General features: G+C 55.1%; 23 protein-coding genes. 2 read left to right on the top strand and 21 right to left on the bottom strand.

The window, feature by feature from the left end; translation table 11 throughout:
* From purC to udk, 3 genes are read right to left on the bottom strand one after another with little or no spacing between them, the layout of a single operon-like run.
* Complete coding sequence (purC, locus tag AB8B76_RS03075) at nt 1-1,098, bottom strand: phosphoribosylaminoimidazolesuccinocarboxamide synthase (RefSeq protein ID WP_405270116.1); 1,098 nt, start codon at nt 1,096-1,098, stop codon at nt 1-3.
* A gap of 35 nt (nt 1,099-1,133) precedes the next feature.
* On the bottom strand, nt 1,134-2,366 hold the full coding sequence (locus AB8B76_RS03070) for a NupC/NupG family nucleoside CNT transporter (RefSeq protein ID WP_405270113.1): 1,233 nt from the start codon (nt 2,364-2,366) through the stop codon (nt 1,134-1,136).
* Nucleotides 2,363-3,004 (bottom strand): uridine kinase, encoded by a 642-nt coding sequence (gene udk, locus AB8B76_RS03065; RefSeq protein ID WP_405270110.1) that lies wholly within the window; start codon nt 3,002-3,004, stop codon nt 2,363-2,365. The genes AB8B76_RS03070 and udk overlap by 4 nt, the downstream gene beginning before the upstream one ends.
* A gap of 198 nt (nt 3,005-3,202) precedes the next feature.
* On the opposite strand from udk, the gene AB8B76_RS03060 reads away from it, so the two are divergent.
* Entirely contained in the window at nt 3,203-5,281 is a 2,079-nt protein-coding gene (locus AB8B76_RS03060) for a TonB-dependent receptor (protein WP_405270206.1), read from the top strand.
* Between the two features lie 40 nt (nt 5,282-5,321).
* On the opposite strand, the gene trpS is transcribed toward AB8B76_RS03060, so the two are convergent.
* From trpS to tsaB, 5 genes are all read right to left on the bottom strand, one after another.
* Nucleotides 5,322-6,329, bottom strand: a complete 1,008-nt coding sequence (gene trpS, locus AB8B76_RS03055) for a tryptophan--tRNA ligase (RefSeq protein WP_405270107.1) — start codon at nt 6,327-6,329, stop codon at nt 5,322-5,324.
* 70 nt (nt 6,330-6,399) lie between these two features.
* On the bottom strand, nt 6,400-7,695 hold the full coding sequence (locus tag AB8B76_RS03050; RefSeq protein WP_405270104.1) for a M18 family aminopeptidase: 1,296 nt from the start codon (nt 7,693-7,695) through the stop codon (nt 6,400-6,402).
* Complete coding sequence (locus AB8B76_RS03045) at nt 7,695-8,591, bottom strand: NAD(P)-dependent oxidoreductase (RefSeq protein ID WP_405270101.1); 897 nt, start codon at nt 8,589-8,591, stop codon at nt 7,695-7,697. Before AB8B76_RS03045 ends, AB8B76_RS03050 begins: the two co-directional genes overlap by 1 nt.
* A 37-nt stretch (nt 8,592-8,628) precedes the next feature.
* A complete protein-coding gene (locus AB8B76_RS03040; RefSeq protein WP_405270204.1) occupies nt 8,629-9,426 on the bottom strand; it encodes an undecaprenyl-diphosphate phosphatase in 798 nt (265 codons plus the stop codon).
* Complete coding sequence (tsaB, locus tag AB8B76_RS03035) at nt 9,426-10,145, bottom strand: tRNA (adenosine(37)-N6)-threonylcarbamoyltransferase complex dimerization subunit type 1 TsaB (RefSeq protein WP_405270098.1); 720 nt, start codon at nt 10,143-10,145, stop codon at nt 9,426-9,428. The genes AB8B76_RS03040 and tsaB overlap by 1 nt, the downstream gene beginning before the upstream one ends.
* Before the next feature lie 83 nt (nt 10,146-10,228).
* Between tsaB and AB8B76_RS03030 the strand changes: the two genes are divergently transcribed.
* Nucleotides 10,229-10,822: a molybdenum cofactor guanylyltransferase gene (locus AB8B76_RS03030; protein WP_405270095.1), complete on the top strand. Its 594-nt coding sequence runs from the start codon at nt 10,229-10,231 to the stop codon at nt 10,820-10,822.
* A gap of 20 nt (nt 10,823-10,842) precedes the next feature.
* Here the strand turns inward: AB8B76_RS03030 and adk are convergent, their stop codons facing one another.
* From adk to AB8B76_RS02965, 13 genes are all read right to left on the bottom strand, one after another.
* A complete protein-coding gene (gene adk / locus AB8B76_RS03025; RefSeq protein WP_405270092.1) occupies nt 10,843-11,490 on the bottom strand; it encodes an adenylate kinase in 648 nt (215 codons plus the stop codon).
* A gap of 122 nt (nt 11,491-11,612) precedes the next feature.
* Nucleotides 11,613-12,470, bottom strand: coding sequence for a nucleoside triphosphate pyrophosphohydrolase (gene mazG, locus AB8B76_RS03020; protein ID WP_405270089.1), 858 nt, complete (start codon nt 12,468-12,470; stop codon nt 11,613-11,615).
* 49 nt (nt 12,471-12,519) lie between these two features.
* Nucleotides 12,520-14,754 (bottom strand): GTP diphosphokinase, encoded by a 2,235-nt coding sequence (relA, locus tag AB8B76_RS03015; protein WP_405270086.1) that lies wholly within the window; start codon nt 14,752-14,754, stop codon nt 12,520-12,522.
* A gap of 4 nt (nt 14,755-14,758) precedes the next feature.
* Nucleotides 14,759-15,655, bottom strand: a complete 897-nt coding sequence (cysM, locus tag AB8B76_RS03010; RefSeq protein ID WP_405270083.1) for a cysteine synthase CysM — start codon at nt 15,653-15,655, stop codon at nt 14,759-14,761.
* 144 nt (nt 15,656-15,799) lie between these two features.
* Nucleotides 15,800-16,555: a DNA repair protein RecO gene (gene recO, locus AB8B76_RS03005; RefSeq protein WP_405270080.1), complete on the bottom strand. Its 756-nt coding sequence runs from the start codon at nt 16,553-16,555 to the stop codon at nt 15,800-15,802.
* Between the two features lie 21 nt (nt 16,556-16,576).
* The gene (era, locus tag AB8B76_RS03000; protein ID WP_405270077.1) at nt 16,577-17,476 is read right to left on the bottom strand and encodes a GTPase Era; all 900 of its coding nucleotides are present in this window, start codon (nt 17,474-17,476) and stop codon (nt 16,577-16,579) included.
* A complete protein-coding gene (gene rnc / locus AB8B76_RS02995) occupies nt 17,473-18,147 on the bottom strand; it encodes a ribonuclease III (protein WP_405270074.1) in 675 nt (224 codons plus the stop codon). The genes era and rnc overlap by 4 nt, the downstream gene beginning before the upstream one ends.
* Nucleotides 18,147-18,536 (bottom strand): DUF4845 domain-containing protein, encoded by a 390-nt coding sequence (locus AB8B76_RS02990; RefSeq protein WP_405270071.1) that lies wholly within the window; start codon nt 18,534-18,536, stop codon nt 18,147-18,149. Before AB8B76_RS02990 ends, rnc begins: the two co-directional genes overlap by 1 nt.
* A 37-nt stretch (nt 18,537-18,573) precedes the next feature.
* The gene (lepB, locus tag AB8B76_RS02985) at nt 18,574-19,413 is read right to left on the bottom strand and encodes a signal peptidase I (RefSeq protein ID WP_405270068.1); all 840 of its coding nucleotides are present in this window, start codon (nt 19,411-19,413) and stop codon (nt 18,574-18,576) included.
* A 33-nt stretch (nt 19,414-19,446) separates the two neighbouring features.
* Nucleotides 19,447-21,243 (bottom strand): translation elongation factor 4, encoded by a 1,797-nt coding sequence (lepA, locus tag AB8B76_RS02980; RefSeq protein ID WP_405270066.1) that lies wholly within the window; start codon nt 21,241-21,243, stop codon nt 19,447-19,449.
* Between the two features lie 145 nt (nt 21,244-21,388).
* Nucleotides 21,389-22,819, bottom strand: coding sequence for a Do family serine endopeptidase (locus AB8B76_RS02975; RefSeq protein WP_405270064.1), 1,431 nt, complete (start codon nt 22,817-22,819; stop codon nt 21,389-21,391).
* 70 nt (nt 22,820-22,889) lie between these two features.
* Nucleotides 22,890-23,357 carry a SoxR reducing system RseC family protein gene (locus tag AB8B76_RS02970; protein WP_405270061.1) on the bottom strand — a complete coding sequence of 156 codons (468 nt, stop codon included), beginning with the start codon at nt 23,355-23,357 and terminating at the stop codon, nt 22,890-22,892.
* Between the two features lie 24 nt (nt 23,358-23,381).
* The gene (locus AB8B76_RS02965; protein WP_405270058.1) at nt 23,382-24,293 is read right to left on the bottom strand and encodes a MucB/RseB C-terminal domain-containing protein; all 912 of its coding nucleotides are present in this window, start codon (nt 24,291-24,293) and stop codon (nt 23,382-23,384) included.
* Nucleotide 24,294: the final 1 nt, after the last annotated feature.

Below are 24,294 nucleotides of genomic sequence, written 5' to 3'. Positions count from 1 at the left end.
TTAAACCACTAAGCCAAACTGCTCATTGAGTATGTCCAGCACAGTCTCTCTAGGCTTTTCGACTGCGGGTAAGGGCTTGCCCAAAATACGCTCCGCCTGCGCTGCATAGGTCTCAGACAATGCTTCAAAAAACTCATCCGGAACGGCGTTATCCCTAGCGTAGTCACTACGCTCGCTCATACGGGTGGGATCAAGAAGCATATCCTCGTCGCTGACCCAGGACATTAAGGATTCTCGAAATTGCTCCTTACTGTGCTCTTTGGGTTCTCCGCGCGCCCAATCCTGCTGACGCCAAATACGCGATGAATCTGGAGTGCCAACTTCATCCATATAGATGAGTTCGCTCCCGCCGGCGAACGCGGGCGCGATACCAAATTCAAACTTGGTATCCACGAGTAACTCTCCCTGCTTCGAGAGTTCATTCTCGATCGTCGTAAATCCTGTGCGCAAGGCATCAACACATTCGTTCAGTTGTGCTTCGCTCTGCAAGCCGAATGCCCCGTAATGACTCCTCAAGGCATCAGGCGAAACAGGCGCATCATCAGTATCAGGCACCTCGGGAACACCTCGAATGATTCCCTTGGTGGATGGCGTGAAGAGCAGCGACTCTAACCGCTGGAATTGTTCGAGACCGTCGGGTAATGCAATACCGCCAATGTGCCGCTCTCCTCGAGCATAGGCGCGCCACAACGATCCGGTAATGTAGCGCCGGGCAATCGCCTCGATCATGAGTGGTTGCGCCTGGCGAACGATCCACACCATCGGATGAGGCATTTCCAGTAAGTGATGAGATATCAGTTCCCTGTCGTCAAACGCCGCGAACCAATGAGCCGCAATGGCGTTTAACGCAGCACCCTTGCCAGGAACCCCGCTGAAACTCTCACTGCGCCAGAGACAATCAAAGGCGGACAAACGATCAGAGATCACCATTACCGCCAAATCACTGTGTGGCGCTAGCTCGTAACCTCGCTCTTGAATAAGGCGCTGGGAGTCTTCAGGACGCAGAAAATACACTGAACGTACCTTCCCGCTATGCACCGGTCGCGCGACAGCGATAGGAAGATCATCACTAACTGTTAACACCGATGAAGAGTTCATTTAACGCTCATTGCATGCACGAAGGTACGGCCATATCAGCCTAGCGACAAAAAGAAGCTGGCAATCGCCGCGCTCAGCAAGTTGGCCAAAAAGCCTCCTAACACCGCACGAAGGCCTAATTGTGCGATGAGAGGGCGGCGCTCGGGTGCCAAAGTCCCGAGACCACCGATCAGTATTGCGATAGAAGAAAGATTCGCGAAACCACAAAGCGCGAAAGACACCACCGCCTGAGCGTGATCGCTAAGCAGCGACTTATCTTCGTAGAATGAGCCAAAGGCAACAAACTCGTTCAGCACCAGCTTCTGGCCAATGAGATTTCCCGCGACCGCGGCCTCGTCCCAGGGCACACCCAACAAATAGGCCATTGGCCGAAACAGATTACCCAGCAACAGCTCAAGCGAGAGAGCATCCCAGCCCACAAGACTACCCAGCCCTCCAAGCAAACCGTTCACCAGCGCAATGAGACCAACAAAAGCAAGCAGCATCGCGCCTATATTGACCGCCAAAGACAAGCCATTACCGGCTCCCGTCGCCGCCGCATCAAAAACGTTTACGCTCTTTTCGATAGAGAGATCCATAGCCTCTTCGGTCTTTGGTGCCGACTGCTGCTCGGGTACCAATAACTTGGCCATCAAAAGACCTCCGGGAGCGGCCATAAAACTCGCCGCCAAGAGGTATCGCATCTCCACACCAAGAGCCACATAGCCCGCAAGAACGGAGCCCGCGACTGTAGCCATGCCGCCGACCATCACAGCAAAAAGTTCAGAGCGGGTCATGGACGCGATGTAAGGCTTAATTACCAGGGGCGCTTCTGTCTGGCTTACAAACACATTCGCCGTCGCTGACATAGACTCCGCAGGACTTGTGCCTAAAAGCTTTTGCAAGGCACCTCCAAGGATGCGAATAACCCAGCCCATGAGTCCGATGTGGTAAAGCACAGCAACGAGTGCCGAGAAGAAAATAATGATGGGCAAAACATGAAAGGCGAACACGAAACCCACCTCGTAGCGACCAATGTCGCCAAAGACAAAGTCAATCCCGGACTGTCCGTAGCTGATCACACGAGCGACCCCTGTCGACAGAGACTCCAGAACCGCCCGCCCTGCGGGCACATAGAGTGCCAGCCCCCCTATGCCCACCTGCAACAGAAACGCGCCCCCCACAGTCCGCAAAGACACGGCACGACGATCCAGCGATAGCAGCCAAGCTATGGCGATAAACAGTACTATCGCCAACACCGCAAGGAGTGCTGTGGACACGGCGCTCACGCCTTCTCCTCGTTCTGGGAAACGGACAGCAGCATGTTTCGTACAATGTCCAAAGCAACTCGGTTACGCCCTCCCCGAGTGATCACCATATCGGCATGGCGGACACTGGGCTTAATAAACTCGTGGTACATAGGCCGCACGGACTCTTGGTACTGATCCGTTACCGAATCCAGACTTCTCCCCCGCTCTTTCACATCACGAGCCATGCGTCGTAAAAGACAAATGTCCAGCGGCGTGTCCATGTAAAACTTTATATGGCAGGCATCACGCAACGCTCTGTGTGTAAGGAGTAAAATGCCTTCAACGATAATCACCGGGGCGGGCTCAATGCCCACGGTCTCCTGCCGTCGGTTATGTACCGTGTAATCGTACATAGGCGATTCCACGGGCTGCCCAGCGCTTAACGAGCGCAAGTGCTTTGCAAGCAAATCCTGCTCTATAGCTTCAGGATGATCGTAGTTCACCTTTTCACGGTCTTCGAGCGCTACGTGAGATTGATCACGGTAATAGGCGTCCTCTTTGATGAGCACGACGTCGAGCTGCGGGGCATCCCGCCGCAACTCATCGCATAGCGTCTCTGCAAAGAGGCTTTTACCTGACCCCGAGGGACCGGCGATGGCAATAACGAAGGGTTGCACTGATTACGTGCCCTTAGAAGGAATGAGTAGGCGCTCAGTCTATCTGCTGAAAGCGATCACCCCAAGCCTCTAAGTTAACTTCAATAGCTCCGCTGCGGCACACCCCTGGTATTCGCAATAGCTGTTAAGGGACTTGGGGCTCTGCGCAGGCTCCGTTACACTGCCGCGCGACTCATAACGACTTTAAAATTGGCCACTATGCGACCACTCACATCTTTAGTACTGCCGGCACTTGCTTGCCTGACGGGCATGTCCATCGCAGTATCGTCCATGGCTCAAGGCGATGGCGAGGCCGCCTCACGTATCGAGCAGGTCATCGTGAGTGCGAGCCGCGAACCGGAGATAGGCTTAAACCTCGCCCTGCCCTGGTCTCGTATTGACGATGAAGCCCTCTTGCTGACGGGCGCTGTGCATATCAATCAGGTGATGCAACGAGCTCCGGGGGCATGGATATCTCGCGGCAATGGTCAGGAGAGTCTCATCGCCTTGCGATCGCCTGTTCTCACCGGCAGCGGCGGATGTGGTGCTTTCTATACAGCCTGGGACGGCATCAGTTTGCGCGCACCGGGATTTTGCAACGTCAATCAGCTCTTTGATGTAAACAGTGAACAAGCGGGCGCTATCGAAGTAGTCCGGGGTCCGGGTACGGCAGTCTATGGCGCAAACGCTGTCCATGGAGTAATCAATACGCTCACGGCCGATCCTCGCAACGGGCCACAGAACGCTTATGCGATTGAAGCAGGACCGGACGACTACTATAGAGTCCGCGGCGAATTTCGTGCGGAGCATGGCGAGCACGCAGTCGGCGTCTACTTCAATGGCGTTACCGATGGTGGGTACAAAGACAACGCCGGCTTTGATCAGCAGAAACTCACGATGCGTCACGACTTCCAGGGAGACGTTTGGCAAGTAACCAATGCCGTCGAGGCCACTAATCTCAACCAAGAGACCTCTGGCTTTGTGGCGGGCTTTGAGGCCTACAAGGATCCCAACCTAAAGAAAGTGAACCCCAATCCCGAAGCTTATCGTGACAGCTTTGCCCTTAGAGCCTATAGCCGCTGGCGGCGTGACACGGATGCCGGCCAATTGAGTATCACGCCGTATCTTCGACGTACCTCCATGGAATTTCTTCAGCACTTTCTGCCCTGGCAGGCCACAGAGAAAAATGGTCAGGAAAGTCTGGGACTCAGAGTTGCGCTTAGCGACAGCTCAGAAACCTTCAGTTGGAGCACGGGCGTAGATATCGATGCTACCCGCGGCTGGCTTCGAGAAGTCCAGGACGATAACTTCAGTCCTAATCAACCTGCGGGCGTTCACTACGATTACGAAGTCGACGCCCTGTCTGCGGCTATTTATGCCCAGGCGAATTGGCAGCTGAGCTCGCGTCTGGGCCTTGCAGCTGGCGTACGACTGGAGCAAAACAGCTACGACTACGACAATCAAACCGGCGACGGCTCCGCCTGCGCACCTGAGGCCAGTGCTTGTCGATTCTTTCGCCCCGCTGACCGGGAGGACGACTTCAGCAATGGCAGCGTCAATCTGGGAGTCACCTATGCCCTGAGTGGTGCGCATCGTGTCTACCTGCGAGGCGCGCAAGGCTTTCGGCCTCCTCAGGCAGCGGAGCTCTACCGCCTGCAAGCCGGACAGGAGATCGCCGATTTAGACAGCGAAACCATCACCAGCGTTGATATCGGCGTTAGAGGAAGTTTCGGTACTTTCAGCTACGACACCTCGGTCTATGCTATGGAAAAGAGTGATGTCATCTTTCAGAATGCAGACCGACAGAATGTCAGCGGGGCAAAAACCAGCCACGAAGGCATCGAGTTCAGTTTCTACTGGAACGGCGAATCCGGTTGGTACGCGGGTATTGACGGTAATGTCGCGCGGCATCGCTATGATAGTGCTGCCAACTTGCTCGGTTCGCGACTTGATATCGAGGGCAACGATATTGATACAGCCCCCAGACAGTTCGGCAGCGCCCGACTCGGCCGTGATTTTGCCTTACTGAACAATCGTAGTTTGCGCACCGAACTTGAGTGGGTGCACATGGGAAGCTACTACCTTGAACCCGATAACCAGCACGAGTACGAGGGGCACGAGCTACTCAACCTGCGTCTTGCGCTGGCATTGAATAAGGGATTTAGTACCACTCTGCGCGTCACAAATTTACTGGATGAAGATTATGCCGAGCGTGCAGATTTTGGCTTTGGATCCTACCGCTACTTTGTAGGGCAGCCTCGAGGCGTGTTCTTGGAGTTCGCCTACCGGCCTGAGTAAGCCTGCGCATCCCTGTACAGGGGAACGACGCGCCGGGACTTCAGCCCATTGGCCGAATGCCCACAGCGGAGCGCACTTTCTCCATTAGTGGCGCGCTGTGCTCTCTGGCCCGCTCTGCTCCCTGGCGCAGCACAGATTCAATATGACCCGGCTCAGCGATAAGGCGGTCGTACTCTTCTCTTGGGCCGCGCAGCTCCTCGTTCACCCGTTCAAAAAGCTGCTTCTTCGCCTCGCCCCAGGCTATACCTTCTGCAAAAGCCTGCTCCATGGACGCAACGCCCGCTTGGTCCGCGAAAGCACACCACAACTGAAAAACAGTAGAGTCCGCAGTATCTTTGGGCTCACCCGGCTCAAGAAGGTTGGTCTTCACTTTATTAATAGCCTTCTTGAGGCGTTTCTCGGTGTCAAAAAGGGGTATCGTGTTGTTATAGCTTTTGCTCATCTTGCGGCCATCCAGGCCCTGGAGCACCGCGACATTGTCGTCGACCCGTGCCTCCGGTAGAACAAAGAGCTCCTCGTAGTTGTGGTTAAAACGTTGGGCAATATCTCTCGCCATTTCCACGTGCTGAATCTGATCGCGCCCCACTGGTATGTCGTGAGCGCTAAACATCAGAATATCTGCAGCCATAAGCACCGGGTAGCTAAACAAGCCCATGGTCACTGCATAGTCGGGATCATCCCCATTGTCCTCATTCGCCTGCACCGCCGCTTTGTAGGCATGCGCTCGGTTCATCAACCCTTTCGCTGCACTGCAATTTAAAATCCAGGTGAGTTCTGATATCTCGGGGATATCGGACTGGCGATAAAACACCGCCCGTGAAGTATCAAGACCAAGAGCAAGCCAGGTTGCAGCGATCTCCAACGTTGATCGCTGCACCTGTTCCGGGTCGCTACACTTGATGAGCGCATGGTAGTCCGCGAGGAAGAAGAATGATTCGTTATCTGCCTGCTGCGCAGCGCGAATGGCAGGACGAATCGCGCCTACATAGTTACCCAGATGTGGAGTACCGGTGGTTGTTATACCCGTCAGTACGCGTCGCACGCTCATTTACATCTCCTCAAAGTAGGGTTTACCGCAGTTAGCAATGCACAACTCGCCCGCAGGGCAACCGTGCAGCTCATGGACTAGCTGCAAAAAGTGGTGACGCGTGGCTAAAGTAGGCACTCAGCACCCGCTGCAGTGCCCAGGCATCGTCACTTCCCGCCAGCTCTCGGATGGAATGCATGCCAAAGGTGGGGACGCCAATGTCCAGCGTCGTAACGCCTAGCTCACCAGCAGTAATCGGACCGATCGTGCTGCCACAAGCCATGTCTGCGCGCATGGCAAAGGCCTGCACATCGACCGACTCCTTGCGGGCGAGCAGCCTGAACAATGCGGCACCATCACTCGACGTAGCATAGCGTTGACTCGCATTAACTTTAATCACCGGGCCACCGTTGATCATCGGTCCATGGCGCTCATCATGCTTGTCGGGATAACTGGGGTGCACCGCATGGGCATTGTCCGCAGAAATCATCATCGACCTCTGCATGAGCAGCGGTAACGAAACCTGATCCGGTAGTAGCCCCTGCAGAAAGTTCTGCAGCATCGGTCCCTGAGCACCGGTAGACGAACAGGAGCCGACCTCTTCATGGTCATTACAGACCAATAACGACCACTGCGATCCATCCGCTTCAATCAGAGCCTGCAGTCCCGTATAACAGGACAGCAGATTGTCCAGTCGCGCCGAAGTAATGAACTCACCACGAAGTCCTATCTGCGCGGGGGGCTGGGTATCGTAAAAACACAACTCGTAATCAAGAACCTCAGTGACATCCAGGTCTCGCGTCTGTAAATGCTCACTCAGAAACTCTCGCAAATTAAAGCTCTGCGTATCCAAGGACAACAACGGGGCCATTTGTAGCTGAGCATTAATACTGCGGTTTTTATTTGCTTCTCGATCAAGATGAATCGCCAAACTGGGAATCACAGCAATAGGGTCGCGAAAGTCCACCAGCGCCGTCGCTACGGCTCCCGCTCCATCCTCATAACTCACTCGTCCCGCGAGGGATAAATCGCGGTCAAACCAAGGATTCAGTAAAGCCCCGCCGTAGACCTCGATACCCAGTTGCAGGTAACCCAGCTTGCGCTGCTCCGCATTCGGCTTAACCATAAGACACGGGCTGTCCGTGTGCGCGCCGACCATACGTAAGCCACTCTCTTCCAAGGCTTCGGAGCCAGGGCGCAAGGCGATTAGGCTTCCTCCCTGCTCGTAGAAAACCCCAGTACTGCCGGGACCTATATGGCTGTTAGTTTTAAGTGGCTCAAACCCCGCGTCACGAAGACGCTGGGACATCGACTGAACCGCGTGAAAAGGACTCGTGGACTCGGATAGAAACTCAAGCAAGCCCTGATTGAATACCTCCTTGTCCACTATGCTTTGCCCTCATCGTTTGATCCCGCATGTTTGGACTCCAGGCGCGCCAACAAACTGCTCGTATCCCAGCGCGACCCACCCATGGTTTGTACCTCCTCATAAAAGCCGTCAACCAACTGTGTTACCGGGAGATCAAGTCCCATGCGCTCTGACTCGCTAAGCACGATAGACAAGTCTTTACGCATCCAGTCCACGGCAAAACCGTGCTCATACTCCCCGGCCAGCATCGTCTTGTAACGGTTTTCCATCTGCCAGGATTGCGCCGCGCCTTGACTGATTACGTCGATCACCGCCGCGGTATCAAGGCCTGCACGCTGGGAAAACAGCAATGCTTCGGACAAACCCTCTACAACCCCGGCAATGCAGATCTGATTCACCATCTTCGCCAACTGCCCCGCTCCGCTGGCGCCCAGCAGGCGCACACATTTCGCATAGGCTTCCATAACCGGCAGCGCAGTATCAAAGGCATCTGTATTACCCCCGGCCATTACCGTGAGCGCACCTTGTTCAGCACCAGCTTGGCCACCACTGACCGGCGCATCCACGAAGCCAATTTCCCGCGCCGTACATAAGGTGGCGAGCTCTCGTGCCAAGGCTGCAGAAGCCGTGGTGTGGTCCACGATTACTGCGCCGCTAGCGATTCCTTCAAAGACGCCTCCATCGCCGCATATCACCTGACGAACATCATCATCATTGCCCACACAGAGGGCAACGACACCTGCGCCTGTGGAAGCCTCTGCGGGAGTATCGGCCAACCTGCCCTTATAGCTTTCCAACCAAAGCTCAGCTTTGGCACGCGTGCGGTTATACACACACACCTCATGCCCAGCGCGCGACAAATGTCCAGCCATGGGAAACCCCATAACGCCCAACCCCAGAAAAGCGACTTTCATTTAAGCGACATCCTCAAAACATTTAAGCCCTAGAAACCTAGGCCCACAACAGCCCACACAAAACAGCGCCGAGCAGTAAGCGGTAGATAACAAATGGCAGCATGCCCACGGCCTCTATAAGGCGAAGAAACATAGCGATGCAAGCATAGGCGCTGAGCGCTGCAACGGCGGTACCCAAGAGCACCAATGGCAGATCCACTGCCGTGTCTATCGATACCAGGTCCAAGGTCTTCAGCAGTGCTGCGCCCAGAATAATCGGAATCGAAAGCAGAAAAGAAAACCTTGCCGCTGCGTGACGAGACAGCCCCAACAGTAAACCCGCGGTGATTGTTATTCCGGATCTAGAGGTACCCGGTATAGGCGCAATGGCCTGAGCACAGCCGATAACTAATGCGATCTGCCAACTGGCAACATTTTCGACAGGCGTCGCACTCACCCGTCCGTCGGCGTAGGCAAGTAATAGCGCAAATACAATAGTTGTGGTCGCAATCACTGGCACAGTACGTAGAGAATCCATCACATCGTTTAAAGCGAAGCCCACAATAACGGCTGGTACCGTGGCTAAGGCCAAAAAGCCAATCTCCCGACTACTGTCATTCATCGTTCTACTGCTCACTGCCTCCCATCCACCGAGAGTCAGGGCCCACAGATCTCGCCGGAAGTAGATCACTACCGCAATGAGCGTGCCGAAATGTACGGCCACATCAAAAGCCAAGCCCTGGTCGGGCCAACCCAAAAGCATGGATGGCAACAGTAGATGCGCTGAGCTAGAGATGGGCAAAAATTCGGTTAAGCCCTGAACCAGCGCCAACACCAAGGCCTGCCACCACTCAATCATGCGCTGCGTCCTTGCTCAGCAAGGGTCTTCCAGCCTATGCGTGACTGCACATAATCCGGTGTCGCAAGCATAGGGTCCTGCCCAAGTCCCGCCCCAAGCGCCAACTTGGCAGGTTCAAACATGTCCTGAGCCTCGGGTAACACGTCAGGCCAGGACGTAATGGGGTCTCGAATCGCGAGAGGCATACTGGTCAGCAAAGCAAAGCCACTACCCACGCCGATAAGGGGGCCCTCGGCCTGTGGCCAGTTTTCGGGAAGCTCCAAAGCTTCCGGGGGCGCGACAAAAGCATCACCTGAGGCGCGAACCGTCCCATCGATGAATGAGAACCACTGTCCATAGACCTGTCCGATACGTGCATCAATGGAACTCAGTATCATCGCTCCCGGAGAAACCTCTTCTTTCCTTATAAAGGTCCGTACCTGAGTTTCCAGGCTGGAGACTCCCACCACGGGCACTCCCAGACTAAAAGCGAGGCCTTGAGCTGCGCTGACCGCGATACGCAGTCCCGTAAAGGACCCGGGACCGCGACCGTATACAATAGCGTCCAAGTCGAGTTTCGCGGGGTTTTGCCCCTCCAACAGCTCATCTAACAGGGTAAACAACAGTTGTTGATGCTGCCTTGGCATGACGCGGTGCAGAGACCGACACGCAAGCTCGTCCCCAAGCGCGAGGCTTAGGGCATCCGTAGCACTGTCAATAGCGAGAAGACGGCTCAAGTATATGAAATCTGGCAAAGGTGAGGCCCAATTATCCCACACAATCCCTGCCACGGGAGGCAATGCTAAGCCGGGAAAACGATATGACTGACGTCGTTGGCCTGGTGCTCTGCGGCGGCGCGGGCCGGCGCATGGGCGGTGTAGATAAGGGCCTGATTCAGGTCGATGGCTTGAGTAATGCTGAACGAGCGGTAAAGTTGCTAAATCCACTCTGCGAACGCTGTTTTGTCAGCGCGAACAGGAACCTAGAATTTTATGCGAGTATCGAGGGCGTTAAGGTCATTTCTGACCTTCGTCCCGACTACCAAGGTCCCCTGGCTGGCCTGGAGGCTTTAGCTCCGGTTTTCTCTGACGAAGAAAGTGATGTACGACTAATCCTACTTCCCTGTGACCTGCCAAAACTATCTCACGAGGTACCGCAACGCCTCCTGGCGGAACTCGAGCAGCGTGAGGACAGGGAAATCATCTACGCAAGTACCCCGCACGGCGGACACTACCTATGCGCCGCTTTACGGGTCTCTGTGCTAGCAAAGGTGAGTGAGAGACTAGATGGTAGCGACTACTCTGTACGCGGGTGGTATGCGAGTTGTAAAAGTGCGTCACTGAGCTTCGGCGCCGAGTTCTCGGAAGGCTTTCTCAACCTGAATAGAGTCGATGATCTAGACCAGCAGGACTAGATCATCATCAAAAACACCGTTTAAGCATCCAGCGCAGCTACAACCTTGGCTCGAATTTCCTGCACAGTGCCTACACCGGCAATGAAATGACAGGCTGGCGCATCGGCGCCGCTCATGTTGCTATAGAAGTCCACCAAGGGTCTGGTTTGCTCCTGATATACCGCCAGGCGCTTGCGCACGGTTGCTTCAAGATCGTCGTCGCGATGAACCAAAGGCTCGCCCGTCTCATCGTCCACGCCTTCGACCTTCGGTGGATTGTGCTCTATGTGATAAATCCGCCCCGAGCCCGGATGTACCCGTCTACCGCTCAAGCGCTTTACGATCTCATCATCATCAACAGCAATCTCGATAACGTGATCGATGCTAACCCCCGCATCGACCATAGCCTGGGCCTGGGGAATCGTTCGCGGAAAGCCGTCAAAGAGGCAGCCGCCCGCGCAGTCGGGCTCACTAATACGCTCTTTTACCAAACCGATGATGATGTCGTCTGAAACAAGGCCGCCAGAGTCCATAATTGCCTTGGCCTTCAAGCCCAACTCCGTTCCTGCCTTCACGGCAGCCCTGAGCATATCGCCGGTAGATATCTGAGGAATGCCAAAGGCTTCGGTAATGTACTGAGCCTGGGTACCTTTACCGGCACCGGGAGCTCCCAGCAGTATCAATCGCATGGACGTCCTCATTTCTTAAGATAATAATCCGATCAGCCTGCAGGCACACCCTACAGCCGAGCCGGACACCATACCGGCAGCATCGAGGGGAAACAAGCCGGCTTTAGTCTAAGGTTTGTACGTTACTCCGACGCCTTTGCGTCACTCCAGAGCAACTCCATAGCTGCGCTATCGAGTGCCTCTAGCGGCTGACCCTGAGCTGCGCAGCGCGCTTCCATAGCCCGAAAACGGCGCTCAAACTTGCTACTGGCTCGACGCAGCGCGGTCTCAGCATCAATCTTCAAATGGCGAGAAAGATTTACTACCGTAAACAACAGATCTCCCAGCTCATCCTCGATGTCCTCATCGTTTTTTCGCGCGACAGCCTCTCTAAGCTCGGCAAGTTCCTCATCGACCTTACTCCAAACGGGCTCAGCACTATCCCAGTCAAAGCCGACGCGAGACGCGCGCTTCTGTAGCTTCTGCGCCCTGGGTAGGGCCGGTAACGCCACAGGAACGTCGTCAAGCGCTCCCAGCTGTGAACGCCCTGCTCGCTCTTTGGCTTTTATAGCCTCCCACTGCTGTTTCACTGCCTCGGTACTGCCTACGCTGTCCTCATTTGAATCCCCAAGCCGGACGCCATCTTCGGCAGGCATTGTGTGCACGACGCCCTCGATCTCGCCGTCAGCGAATACATGGGGATGCCGCCGGAGTAGCTTGTCTGAGAGTCCATGCACCACCGATTGAAAACTAAACAGTTTTTGCTCTTCTCCCAGCTGCGCGTAGAAAACCACCTGAAACAGGACATCACCCAGCTCATCCGCAAGATGAGGATAGTCGCCGGCTTCTATGGCAGCCGCCAGTTCGTAGCACTCCTCCAGCGTGGACGGAACGATACTCTGGAAATCCTGTTGTAAATCCCAGGGACATCCGTGCTCGGGATCCCTCAACCGCTGCATAATCCGCAGTAGGTCAGCCAGCGTGTAACGTGTGTTATCCAAAGAGCTTACTCCGCTTTCCCTGCCTTCTTCGCTTTCGACAAAATTGAGCTCAGGTACTCAGCCTACGGGCAGAGATTACGTTCTTGAGTCGATTGAGGCGCTCAAGAAGTTTTGCCAGGGATCCCAGATCACCCACTTCCACCGTGAGGCGCATCGCTGCCGCGTGAGCTTTGCGGTTAGTCTGGGTTTGAATCGAAAGCACGTTGATTCTCGCGTTCGCAAACATCGAGGTAACGTCCCTCAAGAGCCCCTGGCGATCATAAGCCTCAATCGCAATATCCACCTCAAAACGCTCGTCTGGGGTGCTCCCCCATTCCACATCAATCACCCGCTCAGGATGCTGCTCTGAGATCTTCAATACCCTAGCGCAATCCTCTCTGTGAATACTTACACCGCGGCCCTGAGTAATAAAGCCCGTTATCGCGTCACCCGGTACGGGCTTACAGCATCCCGCTATGTTCGTTAGAAGATTACCTACGCCCTGTACCTGAACGGCGTTGCGCTTGCGTCCGCTACTAGGCCGACTTACCCGCAATTCAGGCTGCGGTTTACTGCCGATAAGAGTTTCCGCGGCGTTGACAACCTGCGAAGCGGTCAGATCACCCGAGCCCACCGCTGCATACATATCGTCAACGGTAGCAACACTAAGCCGCACGGCGATACGTTTGTAGTCCACGCTGGTGAGAGCCAAGCGGCGAAACTCTCGCTCGAGCAACTGCCTTCCCGCATCGACGTTTTCTTCGCGCGCCTGACTCTTAAACCAGGCCTGCACTTTGGCGCGAGCGCGGGGAGTTTGCAGATACCCCAAGCCTGACTGCAACCAGTCCCGTCGTGGACGATTCTCGCGGCTGGTAAGTATCTCTACACGGTCGCCGGTTTGGAGACTATGCGTTAAAGGAACGATCTGCCCGTTTACCTTCGCTCCACGACAACGATGGCCAACCTCTGTGTGCACGTGATAAGCAAAATCGAGGGGCGTCCCGCCGCTAGCGAGATTCACTACGTCGCCACGCGGGGTGAACACGTAGACGCGGTCCTGAGCCACATCAAACTGCAATTGCTCCTCGACGCTGACCGCGTCGCCGCTTTCTTCATGCCAATCCAATACCTGGCGAAGCCAGTTGATCTTCTCGTCGTAACTTGAGCCCGTGCCTTTGCGGGTATCAGTACCCTTGTATCGCCAATGCGCGCAAACGCCGAGTTCGGCCTCCTCGTGCATCTCGTGGGTGCGAATCTGGACTTCGAGTATCTTGCCTTCGGGGCCGATCACTGCCGTGTGCAGCGAGCGGTAACCGTTCTCTTTGGGGCTGGCAATATAGTCGTCAAACTCGTTAGGTATGTTGCGCCAAAGGCCATGCACTAAACCCAGAGTGGCGTAGCAGTCTTTAAGCTCGGGCACGAGAATACGCAGGGCGCGGATGTCATACACCTGAGAAAACCCGATGCCCTTGCGCTGCATTTTTCGCCAAATGCTGTAAATGTGCTTGGATCGACCGCTTATATCAAATTCGATACCAGCCCCGCCAAGCACCGAACGCAACTGATCCGTCACCCGAGTAATGAACCGATCTCGCTCGAGTCGCTTGCCATCCAGCAAGCGCGCGATGCGCTTATAGGAATCGTTATACAGATAGCGAAAGGACAGATCCTCAAGCTCCCATTTAAGGTGGCCAATACCAAGACGATGAGCCAGCGGGGCATAAACATCGAACACATCACGCGCGACCAGTTCCTGACGCGTTTTATCGCTTTTTACCGCTCTAATCGCGCAGGTTCTTTCCGCTAGCTTAATAAGGGCCACCTGCACATCGTCGACAATGGCGACAAGCATCTGGCGGATGTTGTCTCGTTGCCTCTCGGCCTCTCCGAGGACGACGGTATCGCTGGGGTTACGAAGGTCCGCGATGGCGGCCATGCGCAGCACGCCGCGGAGCAAATTGCTAACGCCTTTGCCAAAGCGAGCTTCCACTTCGTCCAAATTCAGACGCTGTTCTCTTACGGCGCGGTAAAGCAAACCGGCGATGAGACAGTCAACGCCAACACGCAGCTCAGCGAGGATCTGCGCCGACTCTATGCCCGCCCACTCGCAATTTGGCTCCCGAGCCCAATCCCGAGCGTCGATGGAGGGAGTCTTGTTTGCGCCATGGAGAACATCAAGAGCATCTCGCAGCCTATCTGTGCTTGCATCAGAAAGCGCGAGGCCCTCCGGAAGCTGCGCCAGCCAGGCCTCTCCGTCGGCTACTCCATCGCTGGAGAAGTAGCTCTGTTCACGAATACGGACCATGGCTTCAGTCCTTGTCGAAGACGCCGGTGGAGAGGTAACGATCGCCACGATCGCAGATGATCATTACGATCGTGGCGTTTTCCAGCTCCGCCGAAATTCGCAGAGCCCCAGCGACCGCTCCGCCCGCTGAGACTCCGCAGAAGATGCCCTCTTCTCGCGCCAAAGCACGCATAGCATCCTCTGCTTCGTTCTGGGAAATATCCAACACACGATCAACTTTAGCGGGTTCAAAAATACTCGGCAGATACGCTTTAGGCCAGCGACGAATGCCCGGAATACTCGCGCCCTCAGTCGGCTGAAGACCGACAATTTCAATCTCGGGGTTTTGAGTCTTGAGGTAGGCAGAGCAACCCATAATCGTGCCTGTGGTCCCCATAGAGCTGACGAAGTGGCTTACCTCTCCACCCGTCTGACGCCATATCTCAGGCCCCGTCCCACGATAGTGGGCCAGAGGATTATCCGGGTTCGCAAACTGGTCCAGCACGATGCCCTCGCCCGCATCACGCATAGCATGAGCGAGATCTCGCGCCCCCTCCATACCTTGCTCGGCCGTCACTTCTATGAGCTCAGCACCATAGGCCTTCATCGCCTGCTTACGTTCGCTGCTAGCCGTTGCCGGCATAATCAAACGCATGCGATAACCACGCATGGCCGCCGCCATAGCCAATGCGATGCCGGTATTTCCACTGGTCGCTTCAATGATCGTGTCACCAGGTGTGATATCGCCGCGGGCCTCAGCCTCGGCAATCATACTCATAGCGGGTCTGTCTTTGACTGAACCCGCGGGGTTGTCGCCCTCCAGTTTCGCGAGCAACACGTTGCTTGTATTACCTGGAAGACGCTGAAGACGCACAAGCGGCGTATTACCGATGCAAGCTTCAATAGTTGGATAGTCAGGCATAGATATTCCTAAAGCTCGTGCTCAAATCATGATATTTGCTACTCAAAACGGCACCCACCTTATGCCAGCGAAACGGCGAATACCACCGCATTTCCGCACTCTATTGCACTGCCACTAACCATAGCTCACAAGCGCTGTCCGCCCTTATTGCTCTCGTTTAGCGGGAGCTGTCTGAACGGTCTCAAACATGCTGCGCGAACGTAAGGGGGTGCTACCCAGGTGCGGGTGAAGTAAGGCTCGTACCATCCGCTTCGCAGCAACGCCGTTCTCACCATCAAAGCGGCCTTGCGCAATTGCGGAAATTTGAGCACCGGTGAAACTCGCATCGCCGGCGCTGGCTTTGACACCAACTTCCCGCAAGCCATAGTCAGGCACCAGTGCGTAATGCGTATCGTCGCGAATAGGCGTCCCACGGGACGCATCACTGGATAAATCCACCGCGTACCCCAGCTCCTCCAGTAAACTGAACTCGAAACGCCTGAGTGCCGACTCCAGCGCGCCTCGCCGGCTCTCGGCCCGCGCCGCGTCTGACAAATCTGCGATCGCTGCGCCATAGGCCGTGAAAACTGCAGGCTGCTCTTCAAAACGCTGTAAAAGCCGTAGGAGCAGCTCATTGAGGTAGAAAGCGCTTAACAGGGCATCTCCCGTCAATGGAGGTAGCTCTCCGCCGGACTCAGCACCGGTGAGTGTCAGCAACTCGCCTTTTCCGGAAAAGCTCAGCAGTAACGGCCTGAATGGTTGTAGCACGGCACCCAGGGGTCCCCCGCGACGCCGACGACTCAAACCACGAGCAACCAGCCCCAGGCGCCCATGCTCGACACTAAACACATCGAGCAATTCACTGTTATCCCGAAAGGGTCTGCGGTGCAGAAGATACGCGGGCTGGAGCTGGACTCGCATCTGACAAGTCAGCGCTAGGACTCAACGTCCATCGTCGTATCCAAGACTGCGCAGGGCCCGTTCATCGTCGGCCCAGCCTGATCGAACTTTCACCCAAAGATTGAGCATGACCTTGTTGTCGATCAGTCTTTCAATATCCTGGCGAGCTTCGGTGCCTATTTGGCGAAGCCGACTGCCCTTCTGGCCAATCAATATAGCTTTCTGACCCTTGCGCTCCACAAGAATAACGGCTGAAATATGCACTATCCCGCCCTCTTCGCCATACTCTTCGATTTCTACAGTCGTGGAATATGGAAGCTCATCACCAAGCTGCCGCGTGATCTTCTCTCGCACGATCTCTGCCACCAAAAAGCGCGTGCTTCGATCCGTCACCTCATCTTCTTCAAACAAGAAAGGGCCTTTAGGAAGACGCTGCACAATTTCCGTCTCGAGAACATCGAGATTTTTAGCTCGCAGTGCCGACAGGGGAATCAATGCGGCAAAATCTGCTCGTTCGGAAAGTGACTCTAAACTCGGTAAAATAGCGTTGGGATTGTCCTCAAGGTCTACTTTATTGACCACCAGCAAAACCGGAGCATCCGCAGCAAGGCAACTCCTCAGAACCCGATCGTCATCATCTCGCCACTCCCCTCGATCAACGACCATTACTACGATATCCACTGCGGCCACTGCGGCGCCAGCGGTGCGGTTCATAAAGCGATTCAGCGCACGATCTTCGCCGCCGTGAATACCGGGTGTATCAACGAACAACATCTGAGCCGCATCGGTAGTCTTAATACCCAAAACCTGATGCCGTGTTGTTTGAGGTTTTCGCGAGGTAATCGACAATTTTTGCCCGAGCAGATGGTTCAGGAGCGTTGATTTACCAACGTTGGGCCGCCCTACGATAGCCACGTAACCGCAGCGTGTGTCTTCCCTCATGATTCCCCCAGTTGATCGAGCACCGCCGCGGCGGCGGCCTGCTCCGCGGCCCGACGACTGTCGCCAACCCCTTCCGCAAAGATTTTGCTATCAGCAAGCTCGCAGGCAACAGTAAAAATACGGGCATGGTCTTCTCCCGCCGCGTTACGCAGTACGTAATCCGGTAGCGGACGTCCCGCACCCTGCAGCAACTCCTGCAAACGGGTTTTCGGATCTTTTCGAGCCTGCTCAAGCCTCAGATCGTCCAAGCGGCTTCGAAACACTTTGAAGATCGCCTTTCGGCAGGCCTCTATACCTGAATCCAGCGTAATGGCTCCAAGAACAGCCTCAAAAGAATCGGCCAGGATTGAATCGCGACGACGACCGCCACCATGGCGTTCTCCGGAGCCCAAGCGCAGCTGCTCCCCTAGGGACAGCTCCCTTGCTACTTGCGCTAAAGCGCTACCCTTCACAAGGGAAACGCGAAGGCGGCTCAACTGCCCTTCGTCAGCGTCCGGAAATCTGCGATAAAGCTCTTCACTGACGACATAACCCAGAACTGAGTCGCCGAGAAACTCGAGGCGCTCGTTGTTCTTGCTACCGACGCTCCTGTGAGACAGCGCTTGTGCGAGCAAGGACTCTTGATGCAGCCGACAGCCAAATTGCCGCTCAAGCCATTGCTGATCATCCATCACTCATCGCTGTAACGCTCGCCACCAATGAACACCAGGTCGTCGTATTTCACAACGGCATCGATACGCCAGAACAACGGGATACGGTCTTCGTAGTTCGCATTGAGTACGACCTTCCCGTCTTCGCGCGTGATTTCCACATCGCGAGGTCCAATGGTTTTGATCTGGTTCATGTTGAAACTACCGGACAGCGTTCGACGTATGTCGGCGATCGTATCCTCATCGTCGTCGTACTCTTCTGCCGCTTCGATCACCAGTTCCCGTACCGTTTGATACTCGATCAAACCCGGCGCGATTCGAATACCGGACATAACGAAGAAACCCACCATCACCGCAATAATGAGCATACCCAGCATGCCCATGCCTTGCTGCCTGTTACGTGTTTTCATAGCCCTTCCCTCGATAACCGTCGGTGCTGAATGGGATCTATTCGATACCGCCGACGCGATCAAAACTTGGGATGCTGAACAGCGAATCCCAGTGCATCCATATAGCAAACGCTTTACCTACTATATCCCGCTCGCTCACCTGCCCCCAAACGCGACTATCAGAGCTGTTATCGCGGTTATCCCCCATCATAAAGTAGTGACCCGGCTTTACGGTGACCGTGAAGTCTCTTCCAGGCCGCATCAGGTTTACCTGCTGGAGGTGATTCTTCCCTCCGAGGGAGGACATCCCCATCTGGTAGCGGGAACGCCCCTCGGGAAGCACTGCGAGAGGCTCAAAAGGAATCGGCTCACCGTTCACATATAGCCGCTTGCTGCGGTAGCTCACCACGTCGCCAGGCAAACCGATGACCCGTTTGATGTAATAGGTTTTGTTCAAATGCGGCGGAAAAAACACCATAACGTCGCCGCGCTTCGGTTCACTGATCGAGAAGACTTTTGTTCTTAGCACGGGCAGGCGAATACCGTAGACAAATTTGTTCACCAAAATGTAGTCGCCAACTTCGAGCGTGGGAACCATCGATGAAGAGGGAATCTGAAAGGGCTCTGCCAAAAAGCTACGCAGTACGAACACCACTGCGAGCACTGGAAAAAAAGACCGTGAGTACTCAACTACCGTTGACTCTCTGGGCAACGTCTCCACGGAAGCCGCAAACAACTTGGCATCCGCCGAACCCTCTTGGTTCCATTGGGGGTATTGGCTGCATAACGCGTCGAGACTCCGCTGGCGACCAGGCGCCCAAAGCACTCGGTCCGCTAGCCAGATCAATCCGGTACCAAACACCAGAATTACCAGAATGAGCGGAAAATCAAGCGACATAAACGCTCCTGTGCGTAACGATCAAACCCATAGTCAATCCACTTTTAACACTGCGAGAAACGCCGACTGGGGAATCTCCACACGGCCAACCTGCTTCATGCGTTTTTTACCCGCTTTCTGCTTATCCAGTAGCTTGCGCTTGCGACTAACGTCACCACCGTAGCACTTCGCCGTAACATTCTTACGCAACGCTTTCACGGTTTGCCGAGCAACGATCTTACCCCCTACGGCTGCTTGAATCGCTACGTCAAACATCTGGCGAGGGATCAGCTCTTTCATTTTCTCGGTGAGCTGCCTACCGCGATACTCCACTTGATCACGATGAACGATAAGCGCTAGAGCGTCGACGCGGTCGCCGTTAATGAGCACATCGAGTCGCGATAGTGTTGCCGTCTCGAAGCGATCGAAACTGTAATCCAGTGACGCATAACCGCGGCTTACGGACTTCAACCTGTCAAAAAAGTCTAGAACCACGTCAGCCATGGGGATGTCGTAAGTCAGAGAGACCTGAGATCCAAGGAACTGCATATCACGCTGCTCTCCCCGCTTCTCGACACACAGGCTGATGACGTTGCCCAGGTAATCCTGCGGAACGAGAATATTGCAACGGGCAATGGGCTCACGCATCTCATCAACGTCGCCCATATCGGGAAGTGCCGAAGGGTTATCGACGCGCAGTGTTTCCCCTCGCTTAGTGAGCACCTCGTAGACTACCGTCGGGGCCGTGGTGATCAAGTCAAGATCATATTCCCGCTCAAGACGCTCTTGAATGATCTCCATGTGCAGCATGCCCAGGAAACCGCAGCGAAAGCCAAAACCCAGGGCATCGGAGGTCTCAGGTTCATAAAACAGCGACGCGTCATTAAGAGTCAGTTTGGCCAGTGCCTCACGAAAGTCTTCGTAGTCATCCGTAGATACGGTAAAAATCCCCGCGTACACCTGGGGCTTGACCATCTTGAAACCCGGCAAAGAAGGCACATCAGGCATCTTCGCGTGAACGAGCGTGTCCCCTACAGGAGCACCAAGAATGTCTTTGATCCCGGCGACAACGTAACCGACTTCTCCGGCTTCCAGAGATTCTCTAGCTTCGCGCTTGGGAGTGAAGATGCCGACTCCATCTACCTGATGCTGCTTGCCAGTAGACTTGGTCACAATACGGTCGCGACGGGTGAGGACACCCTGCTTTACACGCACCAATGACACCACGCCAAGATAGTTATCGAACCAGCTGTCGATAATCAGGGCTTGGAGCGGAGCCTCACGGTCCCCCTCTGGAGGGGGAATATGCTCCACGAGATACTCCAGAGCATCTTCGATACCCAAACCTGACTTGGCAGACACCAGGCAGGCTTCTGTCGCATCGATGCCGATGATTTCTTCTATCTCAATCCTTACGCGATCGGGGTCGGCCTGAGGGAGATCCATTTTGTTGAGAATCGGTAGTACCTCAAGACCCAATTCGATCGCGGTGTAGCAGTTCGCCACCGACTGAGCTTCAACGCCCTGCCCAGCGTCTACCACTAATAGAGCACCCTCACAGGCTTCCAGGGATCGCGATACTTCGTAGGAGAAGTCAACGTGCCCGGGCGTATCAATAAAATTGAGCTGGTAGGTCTCGCCGTTCTTGGCGTGATAATCGAGGGTCACGCTCTGAGCTTTGATCGTGATGCCCCGTTCACGCTCGATATCCATGGAATCCAGCACCTGGGCCTGCATTTCGCGAGAGCTCAGGCCTCCGCAATGCTGAATAAAACGATCGGCCAGAGTCGATTTCCCATGGTCGATATGGGCAATGATCGAAAAGTTGCGTATGTGATCGAGGTCACTCAAAAGGCATGCTCACAAGAAAAGCGCGAAGCGGCGGCCCCATACTTGGGACCCCCGCAAAAAGCGCGGCATTGTAGCCTAGAGAGGCGCCCGTCGCCACGAATACGACGACCGGCGAATCTACCCGCGTGGGAGCTGAGCGAGGAATCTAGTCACCCAAACGCAGCCCAATGAACATTGGGGAGCCTCTGCGAATCAATCTCAGCGGCACAGAGGCGTTATCCGCAAGGTCGCCGATGATCTCGCTGAAGGTATCCAGAGAGCGGACGGGCGTCGCGCCGACCGCGGTAATGACATCCCCCGGCATTAGGCCCGCGTCATCCGCAGGAGAATCTGGCTCAACGCTACGCACCACTACACCACCAGCAAGATCCCAGCGAGACAGCATCTCTTCCGGCGCTTCCTCCACCACGATGCCAAGACGTCCGCCCTGCTGGTCTTCAGCGTCGCCATTTCGATAGGCTTGATCCACGCTGTCGTCGGCGTCTAGTCCGCCTACTTCAACCTCGATGGTCTTTTGTTTTCGGTCTCTAACGATCAACACATCGACTTCGGCACCTGGAGCAATAAGACCAACCACGTGCGGCAGGTCAGCAGAGGTTTCGATAGCCTCACCATCGAATTCGATGATGATGTCGCCGGGCTCAAGTCCCGACTTCGCGGCAGGCCCATCACTCGCGATTTGCGATATCAAGGCACCTCGGGGCCGATCAAGACCGAAAGACTCGCCTAGATTCCGATCAACGTTCTGAATAGTGACGCCCAACCAGCCACGAGTGACCGTGCCGCCATCTTTTAACTGGTTTACAACGTTTCGAACCACGTTTACGGGAATGGCAAAGGACAACCCAATGGACCCCCCGGCGCGCGTGGTGAATATCTGTGAGTTAACGCCAACAACTTCGCCTTTGAGGTTAAACAGCGGACCACCCGAGTTCCCGGGGTTGATCGCAACATCGGTCTGGATGAAAGGCACATAGTTTTCGCGGCTTCGGGTCGGCAAACTGCGACCCTTAGCGCTCACTATGCCCGCGGTAACCGAGTAGTCCAGGCCGAACGGTGAACCGATTGCCAGCACCCATTCACCCACTTTTAAAGCATCGTCGGCGCCCAGCACCAGGTAGGGCAGGTCTTCCGCCTCTATGCGCAGTAGTGCCAGATCAGATCGAGGATCCAGGCCGACGACCTCGGCCTCGTACTCCCTGCGGTCTGACATGCGTACCGTGACCAAGTCCGCGCCCTCAACTACATGATGATTCGTTACTACGTAACCATCGTCCGAGATGATAAAACCGGAGCCCGTGGCCATGCGCTCTTGAGGACCCTGAGGGCCTTGGGGAGGGTTTGGCATCTGAAAATAGCGCCGTAAAAATTCAGGAATTTCCTGCTCATTGATGTCAGATCCATCTCTGGCTGTACTGGCCTCGACAATGATCTTAACCACCGCTGGCGATTGTTCTTCGACAATCCCCGTGAAATCAGGTAACTCCGCCGCATGGCCGAGCCTCGCCGAGCACAGCAGCGCAATCGCTGCGATGGCCAGTAGTTTGGATCCCAAGGCTCCAAAACGGTATGTCATGAGTATCTCCCGCATAAATACAGTCTGAAAAAAGTTAGCACCAAAGATTCGCTGGAACCGGCAATTTGGATCAGCTAATGCCTGTGACCCGCGGCTGAAAGTCGGTGTCACCGCTTCGGCGATCGCTAAGAAAACGTAGTAGCAACAAGCCGGCGCCCAGGCCAGCAACAGCCGACAGAGTTACCCGCAAGTCCATGGCAGCCTGAGAAAGTTCGGACGCAGCCCAGAAGTAATCAGCAAACCCCGCTGCAAAAAGCATTGTCAAAAGAGGCATGGCATAAAGCATCCACACTGCTCGCAGAAAGCCCTGCTCTGGCACCGAAATCTCCACCGTGTCATGGAGACCCACCGCGAAGGAACCATCAGAAGGCAGGGCCGCCTTTACGAGTCCTTTGGATACGCCCGCCTTAGCGCTGTTAATCATGCCATGGCCACAACCAGATCGTGCGGCGCAGCTGCTGCAACTCGACTGCCGTAAGGTCTCAACCCACACTCCATCACTATCGACGGCTACTACTCGGGCTGTTTCAGTGAGCATAATAAGAACAGGAAAGCTTCGTTATCATCTGAGGCGCACGGAGTCTGCAAGCATGCGTGCAGTATTCGTCGGAATCTCGCCCAGAACAGTTACCAGCACAGGGCGACGCTGCAGCAAAACGCCGCGGGTGTACGCCACGGTACTGCCCTGCCGCTCAACTCCTTCACCAGGTTTGATCGCCGCGCCCAAGGGTTCGAGGAATACCGAGAAAGACGCTAAACCATCGGTATAACTCTTGCGTTCAGATGTTGTTAGAGCGGCATCTGTGGCCATAAAACCGTCCGGCAACCACGTTAACTCCCATGCGACCCCTTGTCTCAAGTGTTCGGTCTCGTGGGGGTGGGGATGGCTCGCCTCGTGCGCTACCGCAGACTCGCCCGCAGAGCCCGGTTTCATAGTCAGGCTGGCAAATTGAAACTGCTCCAAAACGCTCTGATCTGCAGCAAAAGTAGAGGACTTCAAAATAAGTGCTGTGTCCTGATCCAGCTCAATAACATGGCCAAAACGGTACATATCTCGTGGCTCAACGCGCAAACGCAGCGACTCACGACCGGCGACTCTGTCTCCGGGCTGAACACGAAAACGATAGACAGACGCTAAGCCACAAAAGGAGCCACCAAACACATCGGCGGCTCTGAGCAACTGATGCCCCGGATGCATACAATCCGTCGGGTGTCCTGACCTTTCAACGCGCGCGTCCTGCCCCGTTAATCGGGACAGCTCTTCAGATGCCTGACCATTAACCACGCTGTGGGAGAGTTGCATGATTTGCATATCACCACCCCGCTGTAACGTGACGACACCACTGTAGTTAACTTGTTGGGCGTTACTGGACATTGCTTGAAGAAGCTTGGCAACCGAGGGATCTAACGCATCACATTGCTGCGCATTCGCAGCGGAAACCCCGCAAACACCTAGTGCAAGTGCGGCCAGCATG

The organism is Congregibacter sp., assembly GCF_045107095.1.
GTDB lineage: Bacteria > Pseudomonadota > Gammaproteobacteria > Pseudomonadales > Halieaceae > Congregibacter.
This window is presented reverse-complemented; position numbering and strand designations above follow the sequence as displayed.